Below are 21,390 nucleotides of genomic sequence, written 5' to 3' on the forward strand. Positions count from 1 at the left end.
GCCACAGACTTTCAGACTTTAGAGAATTAGAGAGAACAGGACCCATATGTCCAGCGAATCCTCCTTCGGCAGTATGCAGATTGGCCTGGCCACCGCGCAAGATATTCGCGACTGGAGCCACGGCGAAGTCAAGAAGCCGGAAACCATCAACTACCGCACGCTCAAGCCGGAAAAAGACGGTCTTTTCTGTGAAAAGATCTTCGGGCCTTCCCGTGACTGGGAATGCTACTGCGGTAAGTACAAGCGCGTGCGTTTCAAGGGCATCATCTGTGAGCGTTGTGGTGTTGAAGTCACCCGCGCCAAGGTGCGCCGTGAGCGCATGGGCCACATTGAGCTGGCAGCTCCCGTTACCCACATCTGGTACTTCAAGGGCGTTCCCTCGCGCTTGGGTTACCTGCTAGATCTAGCCCCGAAGGACCTTGAAAAGGTCATCTACTTCGCGGCTTACATGATCACCAGCGTTGATGACGCTGCCCGCCATGAAGAACTGCCGAACCTCCAGATTGAGCACGACCTGGAAAAGAAGCGCATGGTCGATACTCGCGATAACGATATCGCCACCATTGCCCGTGACCTCGAAGGCGAGCTTGCCCGCCTGGAAGGTGAAGGCGCCAAGGCAGCCGATAAGAAGAAGGCCCGTGACTCCGCGGACCGTCAGATGGCCAATGTGCGCAAGCGCGCTGACGCCGACATCGACCGCCTCGAGCAGGTTTGGGACCGGTTCAAGGCTCTCAAGGTTGCTGACTTGGAAGGTGACGAAGCCCTCTACCGCGAACTGCGCGAGCGCTACGGCATGTTCTTTGAAGGTTCCATGGGTGCCGAAGCCATCAAGAGCCGTCTTGAGACGTTCGACATGGCCGGCGAAGCCGAGATCCTGCGCGACATCATTGCCAACGGCAAGGGCCAGCGTAAAACCCGCGCCCTGAAGCGACTGAAGGTTGTCAACGCATTCCTGACCACCAACAACAGCCCGCTTGGCATGGTTCTGGACGCTGTCCCGGTGATTCCGCCGGAACTGCGCCCCATGGTTCAGCTCGACGGTGGCCGTTTCGCCACCTCGGACCTGAACGATCTGTACCGTCGCGTGATCAACCGCAACAACCGTCTCAAGCGACTGCTTGATTTGGGCGCTCCGGAGATCATTGTCAACAACGAAAAGCGCATGCTTCAAGAAGCTGTGGACTCTTTGTTTGACAATGGCCGCCGCGGCCGTCCTGTCACCGGACCGGGCAACCGTCCGCTGAAGTCACTGAGCGACATGCTCAAGGGCAAGCAGGGTCGTTTCCGTCAGAACCTCCTCGGCAAGCGTGTTGACTACTCCGGCCGTTCGGTCATTGTGGTTGGCCCGCAGCTGAAGCTGCACCAGTGTGGTCTGCCCAAGCAGATGGCGTTGGAGCTCTTCAAGCCGTTCGTGATGAAGCGCTTGGTTGACCTCAACCATGCACAGAACATCAAGAGCGCCAAGCGCATGGTGGAGCGTTTCCGTCCCCAGGTGTGGGATGTTCTCGAAGAGATCATCACCGAGCACCCGGTTCTGCTGAACCGTGCACCAACCCTGCACCGTTTGGGTATCCAGGCGTTCGAGCCCCAGCTTGTTGAAGGTAAGGCAATTCAGCTTCACCCGCTGGTTTGTGGCGCCTTCAACGCTGACTTCGACGGCGACCAGATGGCAGTTCACCTGCCGCTGAGCCCCGAGGCTCAGGCCGAAGCTCGCATCTTGATGCTGTCCTCGAACAACATTTTGAAGCCTTCAGATGGCCGTCCGGTGACTCTGCCTTCGCAGGATATGATCATTGGCCTGTACCACTTGACCACCAAGCGTGAGGGTTCAGTGGGCGAAGGCCGTGTGTTCTCCACCGCGGCTGAAGCTGTCATGGCGTTCGACGCCGGTGAGTTGCACTTGAACTCACAGGTCAAGATCCGCCTGGAAGACTTTATCCCCGGTGCCGAGCGCAAGGGCCCGGAAGGCTTCGAAGCTGGCGGTAGTGCCATCATCGATACCTCACTGGGACAGGTGCTCTTCAACGACACCCTGCCTGCTGACTACCCCTGGGTGGAAGCAGTGGCAGATAAGGGCCAGCTCTCCGAGATCGTCAACGACCTCGCCGAGCGGTACCCCAAGGTTGTTGTGGCAGCAACACTGGATAACTTGAAGGATGCCGGTTTCTACTGGGCAACCCGATCAGGAATCACCGTTGCCATCTCCGACATTGAGGTCCCTGCTGCGAAGCCGGCTATCTTGGAGAGCTACGAGGTCAAGGCCGCCAAGGTCCAGGCTCAGTATGACAAGGGTCTGATCGCTGACGACGAGCGCCGCCAGGAGCTCATCGACATCTGGAACCAGGCAACCAACGAGATCGCAGACGTTATGCGTGACTCGTTCGCCGCATCCAACACGATCAACCGTATGGTTTCCTCCGGTGCCCGTGGTAACTGGATGCAGGTTCGCCAGATTGCCGGTATCCGTGGCCTGGTGGCCAACCCTAAGGGTGAAATTATTCCCCGTCCCATCAAGTCCTCCTACCGTGAGGGCCTGTCGGTTCTGGAATACTTCATCGCCACACACGGTGCCCGTAAGGGTCTGGCTGATACCGCTTTGCGTACCGCTAACTCCGGTTACCTGACGCGCCGTCTGGTTGACGTTTCACAGGATGTCATCGTTCGCGAAGACGATTGTGGCACTGAGCGTGGCCTGACCCTGCCCATCGCAGTGGTTGATTCCATGGGTGAGATCGTACTGCACGAGGAAGTCGAGAACAGCGTTTACGCCCGTACCTTGGCTGCCGAAGTAGTGGACGCATCCGGTGCTGTCCTGGCCGAGGCCGGGGACGATGTTGGAGATGTCCTCATTGCCAAGCTGTTCGCAGCAGGCATTGAAGAGATCAAGGTCCGTTCAGTGCTCACCTGTGAGTCAACTGTTGGTACCTGCGCCCTTTGCTACGGCCGTTCCTTGGCCACGGGCAAGACCGTGGACATTGGTGAGGCTGTCGGTATTATTGCCGCTCAGTCCATTGGTGAGCCCGGTACTCAGCTGACCATGCGTACCTTCCACACCGGTGGTGCTGTTTCGGCCAGCCGTGGCGAGGACATCACCCAGGGTCTGCCCCGTATCCAGGAGCTCTTCGAAGCACGTACCCCCAAGGGTGTGGCTCCGATCGCAGAAGCTGCCGGCCGCATCAACATTGATGAGTCCGAAAAGACGATGCGTCTGATCCTCACACCGGACGACGGCACTGAAGAGATCGCCTACCCGGTACTGCGACGCGCACGCCTGCAGGTTGCTGATGGCGAGCATGTTGAAGTTGGCCAGAAGCTGATTGTGGGTGCTGTTGACCCCAAGCAGGTTCTGCGTATCCTCGGCCCGCGTGCCGCTCAGAAGCACCTCGTTGAGGAAGTTCAGGGCGTTTACCGCAGCCAGGGTGTGGGTATCCACGACAAGCACGTCGAGGTTATTGTCCGCCAGATGCTGCGCCGCGTAACGGTCATCGAGTCCGGTGACTCGAAGCTGCTGCCCGGTGAGCTTGCCGAGCGTGGCCGCTTCGAAACGGAAAACCGTCGCGTCGTGTCCGAGGGCAAGAAGCCGGCATCAGGTCGTAACGAGCTGATGGGTATCACCAAGGCTTCTTTGGCTACCGAATCATGGCTCTCCGCCGCATCCTTCCAGGAGACCACTCGCGTTCTGACGCAGGCGGCCATGGAAGGGAAGTCGGATCCGTTGTTGGGTCTGAAGGAGAACGTGATCATCGGTAAGTTGATCCCTGCCGGCACCGGCCTTCCGCGCTACACCAACGTCACGGTGGAGCCCACGGAAGAGGCCAAGGCCAATCTGTTCACCGGTCCGAGCGCATTCAGCGACTTTGACTACGTGGGCGGCGTAGGAGATTTGGGCAACGAGTTCCGTGCCATCCCCTTGGATGACTACGATCTCGGTACCAACTTCTCCGGCTGACATGCCGATAGTGCGCTAAGGGAGTTGCCGAAGGACCCGAACTGAGCTTGCGAAGTTTGGGAGGCAACGACCGGGCGGTGAGTCACCTTGCAAAGGTGACTCACCGCCGTCGTGCTTTAACATGGCTCCCTCACTTTAGGGTGTTATTTTAGGAACGCTCCTGCGCTAGCCCAAGCTGTAGTCGCCGGACTTCCACTTATCCCAGTCCCAGGTGGTCAGGAATTTCTGACCGCTGCTCATCCCCCGGCCAAACATGGTGCTTTTGTCTGCGGGGGAGAGGTGGAAGTCGGTGGCCTGATAAGGGGTGGTGTTGACAAAAATGGTGCGCGAACTTGCTTGGGGATTGTTCACGTAGGCGTTGTCGTGGGCACTCATCATGGTCGCTAGCAATGACTTGGCCAGCGCCACGTTGGTGTTGTCAGGACTCCAATCTGTGGTGCGAATAGTTCTCTGGCCAGAAAGTTTGACGCCGATGGTTGGCCAGCGTGACTCCTTCCCGTCATTTCGATCAAAGATGGCCATAGGGAAATTGGACAGCAGCCCACCGTCGGCACAAACAATGTGGTCGTGACCTGTGAGAGTTGGATCGGCCTGCATCTTCCAAGGGCGGAAGAAAAAGGGGATGGACGCGGAAGCCCTAATAGCGTCCGCCACCGGTATCATGTCCGGGTCCATCCCCAGAAGCGACTGGTAGTCCCACGGTAGGCGCAGCATGATGCCGCGTGAAACGTCTGAAACTATGACAACCAGCTTGTATCGCTGTTCAGGCGGAAGCGCGCTGCCAGGATCGTCATCCCTCAAATCCGCCCAGGTTCGTACGCCCTGAGCGGCCAGTGTTTCGGCGATCCAGTCGTGCATGAAGCCACCAACGAACAAGCCCTCGTGCAAGAACAGGCCGGTGGCCGGCCCAATACCGGGGATGTGCTCTAGGAAACCCTGCTTGTCCTCAAACTTGGCAAAATCCAACGACTCCATGACGTTCTTCACCTGTGCCGGTGTCATTCCTGACGCCAGAAAAGCGGCCACGATGGCCCCTGCGGAGGTGCCCGCAATCCGGTGGAAAGTGTAAGGGTCACTGTGTGCTGCCAAGGCCGTCACCGCCCCGACAAGGCTGGAGCCCTTGACTCCGCCACCCTCAAGAACTAAATCCGTATCCGCCATGACGCACCGCAATTCGACAACATCCCACTCCGCATGAGGGGCTCCGCCAGCCCACAGGCCAGCTTTTAGAGTCGCGGGGTAATTAGTACAATGCGCTTGTGCAGTGCATGTGTCAAGCATGAGTTGACCTCGATTTCAGTGCTGGGGCAATGTAGTGGTAACGTAGTGAGTAATTGTTAGTGTGGCAGTGGATAAGAGCGTCAATTTTCTTCGGAAAGTGGATGCGGGTCCGGGTTGTACGGTTCTTGTACAGCGAATGCCACATTTTTGCATGCCTAGGCGCTGTGAAGTCGCCAAGTCTGCGACTACCAGTAAAAGGCTTTCCCCGTAGGTCGATTCATTTTGATCAGCGGGGCCGGCAACACGAGAATCCACTCGAGAAAACAACGGAGAACACGAAAGTGCCTACGATTAACCAGCTGGTCCGAAAGGGCCGGACACCCAAGGTCACGAAGACCAAGGCTCCCGCACTTAAGGGCAGCCCCATGCGTCGCGGCGTTTGCACGCGCGTTTACACAACCACCCCGAAGAAGCCGAACTCGGCTCTGCGTAAGGTTGCACGTGTGCGCCTCAACGGCGGCGTGGAAGTTACCGCTTACATCCCCGGTGTAGGCCACAACCTTCAGGAGCACTCCATCGTGCTCGTCCGTGGAGGCCGTGTTAAGGACCTTCCCGGTGTTCGTTACAAGATCGTCCGCGGCGCACTGGATACCCAGGGCGTTAAGAACCGCAAGCAGGCACGTAGCCGCTACGGTGCAAAGATGGAGAAGAAGTAATATGCCTCGCAAGGGTCCGGCCCCCAAGCGGCCGCTAGTAGTAGATCCCGTATACGGTTCCCCTTTGGTCACTCAGCTGATCAACAAGGTTCTGGTTGACGGTAAGAAGTCCACCGCAGAGCGCATCGTTTACGGCGCACTTGAGGGTGTACGTGAAAAGACCGGTGCTGATCCCGTAGTTGCCTTGAAGAAGGCCATGGAGAACATCAAGCCCAGCCTTGAGGTCAAGTCCCGCCGTGTTGGTGGCGCCACCTACCAGGTTCCGGTTGAAGTTAAGCCGGGTCGTCAGACCGCTTTGGCTTTGCGCTGGTTGGTTGGTTACTCGAAGGCTCGCCGCGAGAAGACCATGACCGAGCGTTTGCGCAACGAAGTTCTGGATGCCTCCAATGGCCTTGGTGCTGCTGTCAAGCGTCGCGAAGATACCCACAAGATGGCTGAGTCCAACAAGGCCTTCGCCCATTACCGCTGGTAACTAGAGCCTTCAGGTTGCTGGCGGTAACCCCGCCAGCAACCTTCGAGCTCATCTCTAGATAAGGGAGAAACCGTGGCACAGGACGTGCTTACAGACCTTAACAAGGTCCGCAACATCGGCATCATGGCCCACATTGATGCTGGCAAGACCACTACAACTGAGCGCATCCTGTTCTACACGGGTGTGAACCACAAGCTCGGCGAAACGCACGACGGTGCATCGACGACTGACTGGATGGAACAGGAAAAGGAACGCGGCATCACCATCACGAGCGCCGCCGTGACCTGCTTCTGGAACAACAACCAGATCAACATCATTGACACACCCGGCCACGTTGACTTCACTGTTGAGGTTGAGCGCTCACTTCGCGTGCTCGACGGCGCAGTTGCTGTTTTTGACGGCAAGGAAGGCGTAGAGCCGCAGTCTGAGACTGTTTGGCGCCAGGCTGACAAGTACAACGTTCCGCGTATCTGCTTCGTCAACAAGATGGACAAGCTCGGTGCTGATTTCTACTTCACGGTAGACACCATCATCAACCGCTTGGGTGCCAAGCCCCTCGTTATGCAGCTGCCTATCGGTGCTGAAAGCGAATTCGTTGGCGTCGTCGATCTGCTGACCATGAAGGCCTTCGTTTGGGCTGGCGACTCCAAGGGTGACGTCACCATGGGTGCCAACTACGAAATCCAGGAGATCCCCGCGGATCTGCAGGAAAAGGCTGAAGAGTACCGTGCCGCCCTCGTAGAGGCTGCTGCCGAGGCCTCCGAAGAACTCATGGAGAAGTACCTCGAGGGCATAGAGCCCAGCATTGAGGAACTGAAGGCTGGCATTCGCAAGCTGACTGTGAACTCCGAGATCTACCCGGTCTTCTGTGGTTCAGCTTTCAAGAACCGCGGCGTTCAGCCCATGCTCGATGCTGTCATCGATTTCCTGCCGAACCCGTTGGACGTTGGTGCGATGATCGGTCACGATCCCCGCAACGAGGAAATCGAGATCAAGCGCGAGCCGAGTGAAGACGAGCCGTTCTCGGCTCTCGCCTTCAAGATCGCAACGCACCCGTTCTTCGGTCAGTTGAACTTCATCCGCGTGTACTCCGGCAAGGCAACTCCCGGTACTCAGCTGCTGAACTCAACGAAGCAGAAGAAGGAACGCATTGGCAAGCTCTTCCAGATGCACGCCAACAAGGAAATGCCGGTAGACGAGGTCCATGCAGGCCACATCTACGCTGTGATTGGCCTCAAGGACACCACCACCGGTGACACCTTGTGCGATCCGGCCAACCCGGTAGTACTTGAGTCGATGACCTTCCCCGAGCCCGTGATCTTCGTTGCCATCGAGCCGAAGACCAAGGGTGACCAGGAGAAGCTCTCCACTGCTATCCAGAAGCTCTCCGCTGAGGACCCGACGTTCACCGTTACCCTCAACGAAGACACCGGCCAGACCGAAATTGGCGGCATGGGCGAGCTTCACCTGGATATCCTGGTGGACCGCATGCGTCGCGAATTCAACGTTGAAGCTAACGTTGGCAAGCCGCAGGTTGCTTACCGCGAAACCATCAAGCGCGCCGTAGTCAAGCATGACTACACGCACAAGAAGCAGACCGGTGGTTCAGGTCAGTTCGCTAAGATCCAGATTGCCATTGAGCCGCTGGATACGCACGATGGCGAAATGTACTCCTTCGAGAACAAGGTCACTGGTGGCCGTGTTCCCCGCGAGTACATCCCCAGCGTTGACCAGGGCATCCAGTCCGCACTGCCTGACGGCGTGCTGGCCGGCTACCCAATGGTTGGCATCAAGGCCACGCTGCTTGACGGCGCGTCACACGATGTTGACTCTTCCGAAATGGCCTTCAAGATCGCCGGTCGCATGGCGTTCAAGGAAGCCGCTCGGTTGGCCAACCCGGTTCTGCTCGAACCGCTGATGGAAGTTGAAGTCCGCACCCCTGAGGAATACATGGGTGAAGTAATCGGTGACATCAACTCACGTCGTGGACAGATGCAGTCCATGGAGGACGCAAGCGGTGTCAAGGTCATCAAGGCTCTTGTCCCCTTGTCCGGCATGTTCGGTTACATCGGTGACTTGCGTTCAAAGACCCAGGGTCGCGCAGTGTACTCGATGAAGTTCGATAGCTACTCTGAGGTTCCGAAGGCAGTTGCCGACGAGATCATCCAGAAGGCCCGCGGCGAGTAGTCGCACTTTTGCACGGCGTCTGTTCCAGCCCTAAGCTGGGACAGACGCCAGCAATCAGTAATTTCTTAAACATAAAAAGCCCCCAGTAGACTTACTACGGTTTCAGTGACGAAAAGCGTCGCTGAGAGTAAGCCATCTGAAAACGTTCTAGGAGGACCCCGTGGCAAAGGCAAAGTTCGAGCGGACCAAGCCGCACGTTAACATCGGCACCATCGGTCACGTTGACCATGGTAAGACCACGTTGACGGCTGCCATTTCCAAGGTACTGTACGACAAGTACCCCGATCTTAACGAGCAGCGTGACTTCGCTACTATCGACTCGGCTCCCGAGGAGAAGCAGCGCGGTATCACGATCAACATCTCGCACGTTGAGTACCAGACCGAGAAGCGCCACTACGCACACGTAGACGCCCCCGGTCACGCTGACTACATCAAGAACATGATCACCGGTGCTGCGCAGATGGACGGCGCTATCTTGGTGGTTGCTGCGACTGACGGCCCGATGGCCCAGACTCGCGAGCACGTTCTGTTGGCCCGCCAGGTTGGTGTCCCCTACCTGCTGGTTGCACTGAACAAGTCCGACATGGTTGATGACGAAGAACTCCTCGACTTGGTCGAAATGGAAGTTCGCGAACTTCTCTCCTCACAGGGCTTCGACGGCGACGAGGCACCCGTTGTGCGCGTTTCCGGCCTGAAGGCTCTGGAAGGCGACCCGGTTTGGGTCAAGTCCGTTGAGGACCTGATGGAAGCCGTTGACAACCACGTTCCTGACCCCATCCGCGACAAGGACAAGCCGTTCTTGATGCCGGTTGAAGATGTCTTCACCATCACTGGCCGTGGAACCGTTGTTACGGGCCGCGCCGAGCGTGGAACCCTCAAGATCAACTCTGAAATTGAGATTGTCGGAATCCGTCCGGTCCAGAAGACCACGGTTACCGGTATCGAAATGTTCCACAAGCAGCTCGACGAGGCTTGGGCCGGCGAGAACTGTGGTCTGCTTCTCCGCGGTATCAAGCGCGAAGACGTAGAGCGTGGCCAGGTTATCGTCAAGCCGGGTTCCATTACCCCGCACACCGATTTCGAAGCCAACGTCTACATCTTGGCCAAGGATGAGGGCGGGCGTCACAACCCGTTCTACTCCAACTACCGCCCGCAGTTCTACTTCCGCACCACGGATGTTACCGGCGTCATCACCCTGCCTGAGGGCACGGAAATGGTTATGCCTGGCGACAACACCGAAATGACTGTCGCGCTGATCCAGCCGATCGCCATGGAAGAGGGCCTCGGCTTCGCTATCCGCGAAGGCGGCCGCACCGTTGGTTCAGGTCGTGTCACCAAGATCATCAAGTAGTCTCTGACTAACTTAGATCTTTGAAGAAGGGCCCCAGCTTCGGCTGGGGTCCTTCTTTGTGTTAAATGATGCAGGCACGACGGCGTGAGGTCTTCTGTGCGTCATTGTCGCCTTGGGCGAGTGGGCACAAAAAACACCGGCACCAAGGTTGGTACCGGTGTCGTGGGTGGAGTCTTAGCCTGCGCTCCGAGCCAAGCCATCCACGAGCTCCTGTACCAGCTCAGTATCCAGTCCCTGGCCGGCGTTGATAGCCAGCAACGTGATACCTGCAAAAAGCCCGCCCGCGAGCAACGTGGCGATCAACGTGGCCCTGCGGGGGACTCCGTTGGCATCATTGAAGGTGACCGCGTAGGCGTAACTTTGCTTACCGTCACTTGAGATAGTGCCCTGAGCCTCTTCAACGGCGTCGAAGTCCTGAACATAGTGCTGAGCCATGCCTTGCGCCCATGCCAGAAGATCTGGGAATTCTAAAGCTGCCCCGTCATCACGGACCACGGAAATTACCTCCCCACGCACCAGACTGAACTGGCGGCTGGCAGGTCCTGCGCTTGAGACCTCGATGGCTTGTGCCCCATCGGGCAGGACAAGTGTCAGGCCCAGCCCGGTATCGAATGGTTGGCTCATGGTTTGGGGCCTCTCAGATGGTTAGGACAAAGTATGTTCAATGGTGTTACCTCATGGTTCCAGCAAGGTTCTGGCCCGTGATGATCTTATAGTTTCCGCCATAAGGAGCCTTGTGTAACGTACCAGCGTTGATGGTCGTTTCGGAGCTGCCACCAACTTTCAGCGAGGCAACTCCGCTGTTAAAGTCAACCAGATTGCTTTCTGTGGAGACAACTGAATTTGCTTGGAGTGTCACACCTGATGCGCGGTAGATGTTTTCTAGATCGCCAGCTGCCGCAAGATTGTTGCCCGAGGCGATGTTGCTCAGGTAACTATCGATGAGATGTTGGTTCTGGGCTGTGTTCTGCAGCTCCATACGCACCGTTCCTTGGATTCCTACACTGGACTTGGCACTGGGTCCTTCAGACGGAGGTTTCGGGCCGAACAGTTCCGCTAGGGGATCTTGGATATTTGGATTGTCCTGAACCTTGGCTGAGCCTTCAATGGTTCCCTTAAGATTGATTGTCATCTTGTTGATGTCGCCGTCTTTGTCCATGCTCAGGGTGACCCCGGCTTCCCCATTTCCGCCAAACTTCATCCCGTCGCCCAGATCAAGCTGTGCCTTCACTGAGGCTGTTGCACTGGCTGTGGCAGTACCATCGCTAAGATTCTGTTCGTAGGCGAGCGAAAGCTTCGCTTCTGCCGAGACGTCGGCAGAAACATCTACTTTTGCGCCAACTGAAAGTGTGCCCTTTCGGCTTGTGTACTCGTCAGTGGAGCCATGGCCATTCGCCGCTGCATCCAGGGTCTTTTCGATGTATTCACCAGGGTTTGTGATGGCATCCGATGCCCGTGAAAAACTGTCCGGAGGCAGTTCATTGAGCATTTGTGCGCGAGCGGCAAGCGCCTCCTCCAATGAATTGAACTTATAGGTCCTTGAAAGCTCGCCGCTCAGTGTCACATCAGCGCCAGCCTTGGTGCTGGGTGTGTTGGCGCCACCACTGATGTCCCCTGCAAGGGTGAGTTTTACCGAGCCGTCAGCGTTTTGTGTGATCTTGCTCGAGAGGTGGGCGCCGCCGTGCACCCAAGCGATCTGGCCATCCACACCAATTTTGTCTGACTGTGAGTACATGGGGATGGAGCCCTTGGCCGACTCAACAAGGTATTCACGGATGCGATCTTGGTCTTCACGGGGGAGTTTGTCTTCTAACGCGGCGAGACGGTATGCGTTGGGAATTCCGAACTCATCGCTGGAATGCAGCAGCGTGGTCTTTTCCGCATCGCTCAGGTCCGCCCACCAGAGGCGAACTTCCTGATCTGTGCGGGTGCCAATGTTCTCAAGGGCTTGCTGGTTCGCAGAAGTCCCGCCGCCAGTTTCTTCAGCCTCGTAGCCCAGAGTGTTGCCGCCGCCTAGGCTGACTTCCGAGGAAGCATTCTCCTGCTCCTGGGCCTGAGCCTGCAACTTTTCTGAGGTTTCAGTAAACATGGTGCTGGCCGACTTGATCTGAGGCCGCAGCCGCGACGTCCAGTCCTGACGGAAACGCTGTGCGTCAGGGCCGTTCCAGCGGGCCCGCATGATGGTGGGGTTGAGATCATTGGAGGTTTGATCCAATGCTGCCGAGTGCTTTTGGAAGAGCGTGGCCAATGCCCGGAGCTCTTCCGGGTCTGCGCCGAGCATGAACTCGTTCATGGCTGTCCGTTCAATGGATGCATGGAGGGGATATGGCCAATAGCCATGTGTTCTTCAGCCCAGCGTAGAGGCCAGCGGTGGAACTTTCGATGGGGAGTATTCCCCATGGTAGCCAGCTGATAGGACTATAGGCTGGCCCAATGGCTATGAGCAAGCAAGGCATCGCCACAAAAAAGCACGGCATTGTCACCTGTGAACGGGCTAGTGGAGGGTTTTCCGACGGCCGCATGCACCCGTGGAAGGTGGAGTTGGCCTTTGTGGGCGAGAATCCGGCGTCGAACCTGGGCGCGAAGTGGAAATTGGTCGCGAAGTTCCTGCCTTGGCGCATGGACCGGCCATTGGTGGAACAATGGGCCTAATCCGTGCTGGGGGCCCGCTGAAACGGGACGGCAGCACCCCTCCGCGATGACGTTCTCCGCACTTCAGGAAGAGTAAGCCCATGCCGCAAGTAGTTGCCGAACGTACGGTGCTGCTGGATCCCGCCAGCGCCTTCGAATTGTCTCAAACCACAGGTGATTTCCGGCTGAAATGGGATCCGTTTATTCATTCACAACATTTTCAAGATGGTGCCACCAAGGCCGGCAAGGGGGTGCGCACCCGGACCAGGTCACGGATGGGCCTGCTCATGGTCAGCGAATATGTCTCTTACGTCCCCGGGCGGAACGTCGGCATGAAGATGGTATCCGGCCCGTGGTTCTTCGCCCAATTTGGTGGCGGCTGGCGCTTTAGCGAGTGCGACGGCGGAACCAGGCTGGTTTGGAAGTACACCTTTTCCTGCAAGCCAAGGTGGCTGCGATGGTTGACTCATCCTGTGGGAGTGTGGTTGTTGGGCCGGGAAATTGAACGGCGGATCACTGCCTTCGCAGCGGCATGCGGTAATGCTGAACTTATTGCCGAACTGAAGAAGATTTAGAGCACGGGCCGTTATGTCCACTTGATGTATTAAGTGCTGTTAGTGCCTTGTTCTTGATTTAGGATGGGAGCTCACAGCCACGAGGGAGCAGTATGCATCAGCAGCAGGAGCCAGAAGGTAAGGTGCCGCCGTCGGTTCTATCCGTCGTGCAGGAAGCCTATGGTCGCGGATACTTGGAGGGGCATCTGGCCGGTTGGCGCGATGCGGTTGCTGCCCAGGCTGGGCCGTCCGGTCCCGCTTCGGCGCCAGTGCTCATGCCCCCTGTGAACACCACGGCGGCCCCCCTGCCTCCGCGCAATGCCATGCCACCACCTAATAACTTGCCACCACCTAATGTCATGCCACGCACGGTGCCACGGTCGCTGCCACCACTGCAGCAGGTAGCCAAACCCGTTGTCCAGGACCCGGCAGTAGCCGCGGAGCGCAAGCGCAAGCGCGAAGTTCAGAACATCAACATCACCTTGTACGTTGCCAGTTTGCTGATGGTGGCTGCAGCTGCCTTGTTTGTTGGCAGCAGCCAGCCGGTGCCAGTGCGGTTGGTGGGGGTTTGGTTCGCCACAATACTTTTCTATGGCGCTGGTTTACTACTGCACGCCAAAGTGCCCCGTCTCAAGCCTGCTGCCGTGGCGTTTGCCGGCACGGCGTTGGCGATCATCCCCTTCGCAGGTCTGGCTACGTACAACTTGGGATTCCCGGATGGGCCCGCAGTGTGGTTGGCGACCTCCCTCATCGGAACCGTGGCCTACGCTGTGGCTGCTGTGCGCCTGCAAAGCCGGTTGGTGGTGTACCTTTCCCTCGCCTTCCTGCTCTCCACCGCATGGTCTTCCGTGGCCGTACTCGGGGCAGCCTTGGCCTGGTATTTCGCGGCACTCATTGTCTTTTCTGCACTGCTGTCCCTTGCCGGGTACCTGTTGCAGAACAGGGGCTCCGAGCCTGGCTTGTATGCCAAACCGCTCTCAGATCTCGGCCCTTGGTTTGCCCCCGCAGGTTTGCTTGGTTCGCTCATCTTTTCGCTGGCCTTGAACGCTTTTGATCACACGCTTGTCCTGGTTGCCGGGGTTATCTTCTATGCGGTCATGTGTGTAGTCGCCACCCCTGCGCTGCGCCGGTGGAACTACTTGGGCCTGAGGCTGTCCGCGACCTTGGCAGCGCCCTTCATTGGGTGGCTCATCCAACCGGAATTTGTTTGGGCAGCCGCGTCTTTCACCGTGGTGCTGGCGGTTCAGATTTTGACCATTGCTTATAGCCGAAACCGCCTCACGGCCTACTTGGGACGCGGCGCCTGGGTGGACGGGGATGTGCTCACCAGCGCCGTAGTTCTGGCGGTGAGCTCGGCCGCATGGACGGCTGGGCTGGCTGCACCCTGGAGTACCACTGCCGGCCAATGGCCATTCGCCGCGCTGGGGCTCGCAGTCGGACTTGTGGCAACCATGGCAGTGGTGCCCATCTTCCTGCCGAAGGGGGAGTGGCTGCCGTTACCGGCAGCGACAGCGACCTTGCTGTGCTGGCTGTTCCTGTCCGCAGCGGACGCGATGGTGCTTCTGTCCATTGGGTTGATCTACTCCCTGTTGCGGTACCGTGCGGCACGAGGGACCACCACGGGCCACATAATGCTCATCATTGCGCGTGTGCTGGTGAGTGCGCTGGCCGCAGCAACCCTTGCTCACTTCATTCCGGCGCAACCCGGTAAGGTCCATCTGATCTTGGCAGCCATGGGTGTCATTTGCGCTCTGCAGTTGCTAGCTGATGCAATGTTGGCCAAGTTCGGTGCAGCGAATTCCGTCACCAACTACTCAGCGGCCGCCTGGGCAACAGCAGGAACAGCTCTTGTGATCCTGCTATCGGTCACCTATGTGGGCCAAAATAGCCCCGCCTTCCCGGGAATCACCACGCTGCCATTGCTGCGTTGGGAGTTCCTTGTTTCCGCCCTCGCCATGGGTCTGGCCACGGTAGTATTCTCACTCGTCAAGCTGCCCCGCACCAGAGGATTCTCGCGCGCAGAGATCATCGCGCCGTCGTACCTTTTTATTGTTGCGCTGGGCACAGGACCGGTCTTTGACGCGGCTGGTGCCAGCGTGGCGTGGGGCGCAGCGCTGGTCTATCTGCTGGTGGGGGGCTTCCTGCTGCGCCGCCAAGAAAAGACCTTGCACCGCTGGGTTTATTGGTGGGGCGCCAGAGCCGTTTCGCTCCTGATGGCAATAGCGCTGTACCAGTTATGGCAGGAAAACAATCCTGCAACCACCATCTTCGGAACTGCTGTGGGGCTTGGGACTTTTCTGCTGCTGGCTTTGGTGCCCCAGATACTGATCCTGTCAGTGGTTGCCGTGCGCGGACGGGCAGTGAGCGGACTCTGCGCAGATGTTCTGGTGACTTTGCTTGCGGCCGTGATGCTGGTTGGTGTGGCGGTCATTGCTGAGAGCCCTGGCTTGTGGACTGCCAGGCTCGCCGTGGTACTGGCCACTGCGGCGCTTGCAGTGCTGGCAACCTGTGGCACGATGCGAAGCAGACAGATGCCCGCTGTGCTCTGGTCGGCACCCGTGGCCTTATGGCTTATCGCCTTGATCGCCTTGATCGCCTTGGCCGATCGCCCGCTTGCGGTTATGGTTCTGGGCATCCTGACAGCTACCTCGGCACTTGTGGCAGCCAGGGCCGGGTCCAGAATGGTTCGCGGATCACACTTCCTGCTGGCTCGGGTTGCGGTAACCATGCTCGTTGGCGAAGTTGTGAGGGAACTGACGGACAATGCGGTGGTCATCACTCTCGTGTTGACAGTGGTGCTGCTGCTCCAACTGGGACTGCAGGCCATGGCGGACACCAGAGGGCGCTTCAACACGGCTGTTGGGGAAGATGCCTTGTTGCGGGCTGGTTTGTGGTTGCTGCTGACAGCCCTGCTGGTGTTGCCTGTTGCCTATGTGCTCCAAACTCGCGGCTTCGATTCACCGGGAACCGCACTACGGTGGGTAGTGGCGTTGGAACTTCTTGCCCTGGCCGGCTCAGCCGTGGTTGCACAAGTGAGCTTGAAGGCACGGGGCGCCGCTTATCTGCTCATTGTTGCCCTCATGGGAGGCGCGGTCCTGCTGGCACCGCTGATGTGGCCTGGTGCCACTGCCCTTATTCTGCTGGCTCTGTGCGTGGCCGCAATTGCTTGGCGGTGTGTCACTGAGCCGAAAACTGAACAGATGCGCTGGTATTGGTTGATTGCCACCGGCTGCTTCCTGGCCACTGCCTGCGTGGTGGATAGCGCGGCAGCCACCGGGATTTTTGCCGCAATGTGGCTGGTGGCAGGTACTGCACTTGTGGTGGCCGCCCACATCATGAAGACGCCGTGGCTGACGCTGCCGGGATCTTTGATGGTGCTCCTGTCCGCGTTCATGTTCCGCAGTCAGGTATTGGATTTGGTGGATCGGCCCGGATACGCCGCGCTGGCTGGCTTCGTGGTTGTTCTGGGAGCGCTGTACATCATGGCCATGGTCTTGGTGAGTTTGCTCGCTAGCACGCAGGTAAACAGGGCTGGACTGATTGCGGTGGCGCTCGGTGGGGGTGGAGTTTTTGCCCTCTGGGCGGTGACAGACGAGACCACATCTCTGCTCGGGGCAGCAGCCTTCACCGGGGTTGCCGTGCTTGCCTGTGTTGAACTACCTACTGGACGGCGCCGACTGGGCATGGATGCAGCTGTGCTGTCCTCTGCCTTGGTCTGGTTCTGGGCCTCCACAACCTACATAGATTTAGGTGTGTTCTGGTTTGTACAGTGGTGTGCATTGGCGTTTGCCGTCCTTGCCATGATTCGCTACCGGGCCAAGGAACTGCAGGGAGGCAAGACCATGCTCATGGTCGCGGCCGTCGCGGCCAGCCTTGGCGGTCTTCTGACCATAGTCAGCGGTGACACGCTACAGCAGGTCATCTCCTTACTGGTGTTCGTGGCCCTGTTGGCAGTTGGCATGGCACTCGAAGAACGCATCTTCACCATTTGGGGTGCGGTAGGCGTGGCAACGGCTGTGATCTGGTATCTGCGAGGATTCACATACATCCTGTTGGCGCTGCTGGCACTGGCGCTGATAGCCCTCGCCATATGGCGACTGAACCGTAAGAAGCCCCTCGCAAAAACGGAGGCACCCCTGAACCCCAATGGGGGAGGGCCTGCTGGCATGCCCGGCGTGGGCCAGCAGTACATGGGCCAGCAGTACGCGGGCCCACAGGAGATGGCGGAACCGTACGTGGAGCAGCACCCGGATCAGTGGCCATCCGCCTACGCTGGTGAGCCGGTGCAGCCCCAGCACCCCATTCCAGCGCAGCCCCAGCCGGTGCAGCCCCAGCACCCCATTCCAGCGCAGCCCCAGCCGGCGCAGCCCCCTTCAGCGCCGCCCGTTCCAGCGCGGCCCCTGCCAGCGCCACAGCAGGGCCCCCCGGAGATGTGATGTGCGTTTGAGCTGATGAGCCTGTCAAGGGCTCCGATCATTTGACACCCCTGACCTGAGCCACGGCCCATGCTCCGGCCAATGCGGTGACTCCGGAAATCACGAACAGCAGGGTGAAGCCGCCCACGGCGCTGACCAACAGGGCGCCCAACATGGGCGCGAACGCCTGGGGGACTGTCAGTGCGATGTTCATGATGCCCAGGTCTTTGCCGCGGGAGAGCTGGTCCGGCAGTACTTCTGTGGCCAGCGCCTGATCCACCGACAGAAAACAGCCGTAGCCCAGGCCCAAAAGGGCGGCACCCACAGTGGCGGCCCCCATGGTCGGGACAAAAGCCAGGATCAGTGCAGCCGCCGCCTGGAGCACGGACGCGCCGAAGATGAAAACCCGCCGCCGGCCCAGTTTGTCTGAGAGCCTGCCCAACCATAGCGAAGCGATAATCACGAAGACCATGTAGACGAGGGTCAGCTGAATCAGCGAGCCCTGTGCATCCGCCACCTTGAGTCCGTACATGAGGAAGTACAGCAGCAAGCTGGTGCCAAAGGCGTTGCCCAGGTTCACCAAGATGCGGCTCAACAGGGTCCAGCCGAAGTCCGGATGTTTACGTGGACTGATCCACAGACCGCCCATGAGTGAGCTCAGCGTCAGTGGCGGCACAATCCCCGGCGGCAGGACGGCGTCGGGCATTAACAGCAGGAAGGGCAAGCCGAGGCACACCAACAGGCCCGCCATGAGGGCGTAACCGCCAAAGGTACTCAGCGCCAAGACCATGACCAGCACCAGCCCGGCAATGATGCCAATGGCCTGCGGTGCAGAGATCCAGCCTGAGACGTATCCCCGCTGATTCACTGGCACCTGATCAGAGATGGCAGCCGTCAGTGCGGCCGTCAGGACACAGAAGAAGATGCTTGCCCCAACCCAGCAGATCCCGATCGAAAGGAACGAGGTCTGCCAGCCCAGGAGCACCAGGGATACGGCAAAGCCCAGTGTTCCCAGGGCTATCCATGGGCGGCGCCGGCCGAAGCGGGACGTGGTGCGGTCAGAAAGTGCGCCGGTGAGCGGATAGGCAATGAGCGCAAAGGCGCCGGCAACGCCGGAGATCAGACCAAACCCCAGGACGTTGGCCACCCAGTCCGTGGCGTTGAGGTACTTCTCAACCTGGAGTGGCAGCAGTAGTTGGACCGGTGTCAATTGGGCAATCCAAACCCCGAACCAGCTCAGGGCGAAGAGAAAAATCCACTTTCCGCCCACGCGACGGGTGGGAATCTCTGAAACGGAGAGTCCGCCCGGGGGAGTAGGCACCCCGGAACTATCGGTGACTTTGCTCACGATTGAAGCATCTCATGGCCGTCAAGGCCCGAAAAGACGGAAAGGATAGAGGTGCGGCTGTTGGCCGCGGCGTTGGCCCAATTGGCGTTCAGCGCCATAATCCGGCATACTTATTGAGTTGTTCAAGTGCTTTTTCGTGTCCCGGTCGAGATAATGCTCGTCGCAGGGTCCAAGCTAAAGCCCACATATGACAAGCCCTCCGCATAAAAGGTGTGGGTACGTGCGCGAATTATTCGCGACACGCCCGACCGCGGGGGTCGGAGCTCCAACGGATTGAGGAACCCGGATTTATCCGGATTCAGTTCGTTGGGAGCGTGGCTGTGAATGCCACATTTGAACAGGAAAAGTAAACAGCGTTTACGTCAACAGCATCGCTTCTACAGGTTGCTTCGTTACAGGAAAGAGAGTCACGACGCCATGGCGGGACAAAAAATCCGCATCCGGCTGAAGTCATATGACCACGAGGTCATTGATGTTTCAGCTCGGAAGATCGTTGAGACGGTCACGCGCGCAGGCGCAACGGTAGTAGGCCCCGTGCCGCTGCCCACAGAGAAGAACATTTACTGCGTAATTCGTTCACCTCACAAGTACAAGGACAGCCGTGAGCACTTTGAAATGCGCACGCACAAGCGTCTTATCGACATCATTGATCCCACGCCTAAGGCTGTAGATTCGCTCATGCGTCTCGACCTGCCGGCCGACGTGAACATCGAAATCAAACTGTAGGGAGGTGCTGAGAAACTATGACCGCGACCCGAAACACTAAGGGCATCCTGGGCACGAAGCTCGGCATGACCCAGGTCTGGGATGAGAACAACTTGCTTGTTCCCGTAACTGTTGTCCAGGCCGACTCCAACGTCATCACCCAGCTGCGCAACGCAGAGGTTGATGGCTACGTAGCGATCCAGATCGGCTACGGCCAGATCGATCCCCGCAAGGTTACCAAGCCCCTGGCTGGTCACTTTGCAAAGGCTGGCGTTACCCCTCGCCGCCACGTCGTTGAACTGCGCACTGCAGACGCCGACACCTACACCCTCGGCCAGGAGCTCTCCGTTGAGATCTTCGAAGCCGGCCAGAAGGTCGACGTCGTCGGTACTTCAAAGGGTAAGGGTTTCGCCGGTGTCATGAAGCGTCACGGCTTCCACGGCGCCCCGGCATCACACGGTGCTCACAAGAACCACCGTAAGCCCGGTTCCATCGGTGGCGCGTCCACCCCTGGCCGCGTTTTCAAGGGTATGCGCATGGCAGGCCGTATGGGTGCCGAGCGCGTAACCACCATGAACCTGACGGTTCACGGTGTTGACGCCGAGAAGTCGCTGCTGCTGATCAAGGGTGCTGTCCCCGGCGCCCGCGGCCAGGTCGTATTCGTACGCACCGCCGTGAAGGGAGCATAAGTAAATGGCTACTGTTAAAGTTGACCTGCCTGCAGAGATCTTCGACGTTCAGACCAACGTGCCCTTGCTGCACCAGGTTGTCGTAGCTCAGCTTGCCGCTGCCCGTCAGGGTACGCACAAGACCAAGACCCGCGCCGAAGTATCCGGTGCTGGCCGCAAGCCGTTCGCACAGAAGGGTACCGGCCGTGCCCGTCAGGGTTCAATCCGCGCCCCTCACATGACCGGCGGTGGCGTTGTCCACGGTCCCACTCCTCGCGATTACAGCCAGCGTACGCCCAAGAAGATGAAGGCTGCAGCTTTGCGCGGCGCACTCTCTGACCGCGCACGCAACGGCCGTATCCACGTTATTGCGGAATTGGTTTCCGGCTCCAAGCCGTCCACCAAGGTTGCAATGGCCACGCTGGCATCCGTCACCACGCGCAAGAACTTGCTCGTAGTGATTGAGCGCGCCAACGACGTTGCCGCATTGAGCGTACGCAACATCACCAACCTGCACGTTTTGTACGTTGACCAGCTCAACACTTACGACGTGCTTGTCTCTGATGACATTGTCTTCACACAGGCTGCTTACGACGTTTTCGTCTCCGGTCGCGCTGCTTCAGAAGCTTTTGCTTCAAGCATGCTGCTGGTTGAAGACCTGGTTTCTGTTGACGCCGAAGATGACGCCGAAGGCACCATCAAGGGCAACAAGGACTCCATGAAGTACCACGTGCCTGGTTCACGCTGGTACGACGCCACTGAGGCTGAAGTTTGGTTTGCAACAGCTGAGGACGCCAAGGCCGCAGGCTTTGTTCCGGCCGGCGGCGAAGCTGCCCAGACCATTAAGGAGGACGGCAAGTGAGCGCCGTTACCATCAAGGATCCGCGCGACGTAGTGCTTGCACCTGTCGTTTCGGAAAAGAGCTATGGCTTGATCGACGAAGGTAAGTACACCTTCCTGGTTGACCCCCGCTCAAACAAGACCGAGATCAAGCTGGCCGTGGAGAAAATTTTCTCCGTCAAGGTCGACTCGATCAACACCATCAACCGGGCCGGTAAGCGTAAGCGCACCAAGTTCGGATGGGGACAGCGCAAGAACACCAAGCGCGCCATTGTCTCCCTCCGCGAGGGCACGATTGACATCTTCGGCGGTCCGCTTTCATAAGCGGAGACC

At 58.5% G+C, this 21,390-nt stretch carries 16 protein-coding genes and 1 pseudogene; 13 read left to right on the plus strand and 4 right to left on the minus strand.

Features of this window, described 5'->3' with window-relative positions:
• Nucleotides 1-46: 46 nt before the first annotated feature.
• Nucleotides 47-3,949 (plus strand): DNA-directed RNA polymerase subunit beta', encoded by a 3,903-nt coding sequence (locus tag CVS29_RS06630; protein WP_110105547.1) that lies wholly within the window; start codon nt 47-49, stop codon nt 3,947-3,949.
• A gap of 165 nt (nt 3,950-4,114) precedes the next feature.
• On the opposite strand, the gene CVS29_RS06635 is transcribed toward CVS29_RS06630, so the two are convergent.
• Nucleotides 4,115-5,110 carry a patatin-like phospholipase family protein gene (locus tag CVS29_RS06635; protein WP_170120918.1) on the minus strand — a complete coding sequence of 332 codons (996 nt, stop codon included), beginning with the start codon at nt 5,108-5,110 and terminating at the stop codon, nt 4,115-4,117.
• Nucleotides 5,111-5,511: 401 nt separating this feature from the next.
• Here CVS29_RS06635 and rpsL point away from each other — a divergent pair, with 401 nt between their 5' ends.
• The 4 genes from rpsL to tuf all read left to right on the plus strand — a co-directional run bounded on the left by rpsL (nt 5,512) and on the right by tuf (nt 9,896).
• The gene (rpsL, locus tag CVS29_RS06640) at nt 5,512-5,886 is read left to right on the plus strand and encodes a 30S ribosomal protein S12 (RefSeq protein ID WP_038464715.1); all 375 of its coding nucleotides are present in this window, start codon (nt 5,512-5,514) and stop codon (nt 5,884-5,886) included.
• Nucleotide 5,887: 1 nt separating this feature from the next.
• Complete coding sequence (gene rpsG, locus CVS29_RS06645; RefSeq protein ID WP_038464713.1) at nt 5,888-6,358, plus strand: 30S ribosomal protein S7; 471 nt, start codon at nt 5,888-5,890, stop codon at nt 6,356-6,358.
• A 72-nt stretch (nt 6,359-6,430) separates the two neighbouring features.
• Entirely contained in the window at nt 6,431-8,545 is a 2,115-nt protein-coding gene (fusA, locus tag CVS29_RS06650; protein WP_110105549.1) for an elongation factor G, read from the plus strand.
• A gap of 160 nt (nt 8,546-8,705) precedes the next feature.
• A complete protein-coding gene (gene tuf, locus CVS29_RS06655) occupies nt 8,706-9,896 on the plus strand; it encodes an elongation factor Tu (protein ID WP_110105550.1) in 1,191 nt (396 codons plus the stop codon).
• A 174-nt stretch (nt 9,897-10,070) separates the two neighbouring features.
• Here tuf and CVS29_RS06660 read toward each other — a convergent pair whose 3' ends face one another.
• Together CVS29_RS06660 and CVS29_RS06665 are read right to left on the minus strand one after the other, a co-directional pair.
• Nucleotides 10,071-10,520, minus strand: a complete 450-nt coding sequence (locus tag CVS29_RS06660; protein ID WP_110105551.1) for a hypothetical protein — start codon at nt 10,518-10,520, stop codon at nt 10,071-10,073.
• A 46-nt stretch (nt 10,521-10,566) separates the two neighbouring features.
• Nucleotides 10,567-12,189, minus strand: coding sequence for a WXG100 family type VII secretion target (locus tag CVS29_RS06665; RefSeq protein WP_110105552.1), 1,623 nt, complete (start codon nt 12,187-12,189; stop codon nt 10,567-10,569).
• A gap of 140 nt (nt 12,190-12,329) precedes the next feature.
• On the opposite strand from CVS29_RS06665, the gene CVS29_RS06670 reads away from it, so the two are divergent.
• The 3 genes from CVS29_RS06670 to CVS29_RS06680 all read left to right on the plus strand — a co-directional run bounded on the left by CVS29_RS06670 (nt 12,330) and on the right by CVS29_RS06680 (nt 17,517).
• Nucleotides 12,330-12,548, plus strand: a complete 219-nt coding sequence (locus CVS29_RS06670) for a hypothetical protein (protein ID WP_110105553.1) — start codon at nt 12,330-12,332, stop codon at nt 12,546-12,548.
• 80 nt (nt 12,549-12,628) lie between these two features.
• Nucleotides 12,629-13,102, plus strand: a complete 474-nt coding sequence (locus CVS29_RS06675) for an SRPBCC family protein (protein ID WP_110105554.1) — start codon at nt 12,629-12,631, stop codon at nt 13,100-13,102.
• A gap of 92 nt (nt 13,103-13,194) precedes the next feature.
• Nucleotides 13,195-17,517 (plus strand): hypothetical protein, encoded by a 4,323-nt coding sequence (locus tag CVS29_RS06680; RefSeq protein WP_110105555.1) that lies wholly within the window; start codon nt 13,195-13,197, stop codon nt 17,515-17,517.
• Between the two features lie 37 nt (nt 17,518-17,554).
• Here the strand turns inward: CVS29_RS06680 and CVS29_RS06685 are convergent, their stop codons facing one another.
• On the minus strand, nt 17,555-18,844 hold the full coding sequence (locus CVS29_RS06685; protein WP_245932094.1) for an MFS transporter: 1,290 nt from the start codon (nt 18,842-18,844) through the stop codon (nt 17,555-17,557).
• Nucleotides 18,845-19,261: 417 nt separating this feature from the next.
• Here CVS29_RS06685 and rpsJ point away from each other — a divergent pair, with 417 nt between their 5' ends.
• The 5 genes and pseudogenes from rpsJ (at nt 19,262) to rplW (ending at nt 21,381) form a co-directional block, all read left to right on the plus strand.
• Nucleotides 19,262-19,570 carry a 30S ribosomal protein S10 gene (gene rpsJ / locus CVS29_RS06690; protein ID WP_038464699.1) on the plus strand — a complete coding sequence of 103 codons (309 nt, stop codon included), beginning with the start codon at nt 19,262-19,264 and terminating at the stop codon, nt 19,568-19,570.
• Between the two features lie 17 nt (nt 19,571-19,587).
• Nucleotides 19,588-20,238 carry a 50S ribosomal protein L3 gene (gene rplC / locus CVS29_RS06695; protein ID WP_110105556.1) on the plus strand — a complete coding sequence of 217 codons (651 nt, stop codon included), beginning with the start codon at nt 19,588-19,590 and terminating at the stop codon, nt 20,236-20,238.
• A gap of 4 nt (nt 20,239-20,242) precedes the next feature.
• Nucleotides 20,243-20,908 (plus strand): annotated as a pseudogene (gene rplD / locus CVS29_RS06700) (50S ribosomal protein L4); the annotation flags it as partial.
• 6 nt (nt 20,909-20,914) lie between these two features.
• Nucleotides 20,915-21,079, plus strand: a complete 165-nt coding sequence (locus CVS29_RS19355; RefSeq protein ID WP_440148882.1) for a sunset domain-containing protein — start codon at nt 20,915-20,917, stop codon at nt 21,077-21,079.
• Nucleotides 21,076-21,381: a 50S ribosomal protein L23 gene (gene rplW, locus CVS29_RS06705; protein WP_038464693.1), complete on the plus strand. Its 306-nt coding sequence runs from the start codon at nt 21,076-21,078 to the stop codon at nt 21,379-21,381. Before CVS29_RS19355 ends, rplW begins: the two co-directional genes overlap by 4 nt.
• The last annotated feature ends 9 nt before the right edge of the window (nt 21,382-21,390 follow it).

The organism is Arthrobacter psychrochitiniphilus (genome assembly GCF_003185915.1).
Lineage (GTDB): Bacteria > Actinomycetota > Actinomycetes > Actinomycetales > Micrococcaceae > Specibacter > Specibacter psychrochitiniphilus.

Bases quoted from the DNA above. Each gene is read 5' to 3' on its own strand.
- CVS29_RS06630 (WP_110105547.1), top strand. From the start codon at position 47: ATGTCCAGCGAATCCTCCTTCGGCAGTATGCAGATTGGCCTGGCCACC.
- CVS29_RS06635 (WP_170120918.1), bottom strand. From the start codon at position 5,110: ATGGCGGATACGGATTTAGTTCTTGAGGGTGGCGGAGTCAAGGGCTCC.
- rpsG (WP_038464713.1), top strand. From the start codon at position 5,888: ATGCCTCGCAAGGGTCCGGCCCCCAAGCGGCCGCTAGTAGTAGATCCC.
- CVS29_RS06660 (WP_110105551.1), bottom strand. From the start codon at position 10,520: ATGAGCCAACCATTCGATACCGGGCTGGGCCTGACACTTGTCCTGCCC.
- CVS29_RS06665 (WP_110105552.1), bottom strand. From the start codon at position 12,189: ATGAACGAGTTCATGCTCGGCGCAGACCCGGAAGAGCTCCGGGCATTG.
- CVS29_RS06670 (WP_110105553.1), top strand. From the start codon at position 12,330: ATGGCTATGAGCAAGCAAGGCATCGCCACAAAAAAGCACGGCATTGTC.
- CVS29_RS06675 (WP_110105554.1), top strand. From the start codon at position 12,629: ATGCCGCAAGTAGTTGCCGAACGTACGGTGCTGCTGGATCCCGCCAGC.
- CVS29_RS06680 (WP_110105555.1), top strand. From the start codon at position 13,195: ATGCATCAGCAGCAGGAGCCAGAAGGTAAGGTGCCGCCGTCGGTTCTA.
- rpsJ (WP_038464699.1), top strand. From the start codon at position 19,262: ATGGCGGGACAAAAAATCCGCATCCGGCTGAAGTCATATGACCACGAG.
- rplC (WP_110105556.1), top strand. From the start codon at position 19,588: ATGACCGCGACCCGAAACACTAAGGGCATCCTGGGCACGAAGCTCGGC.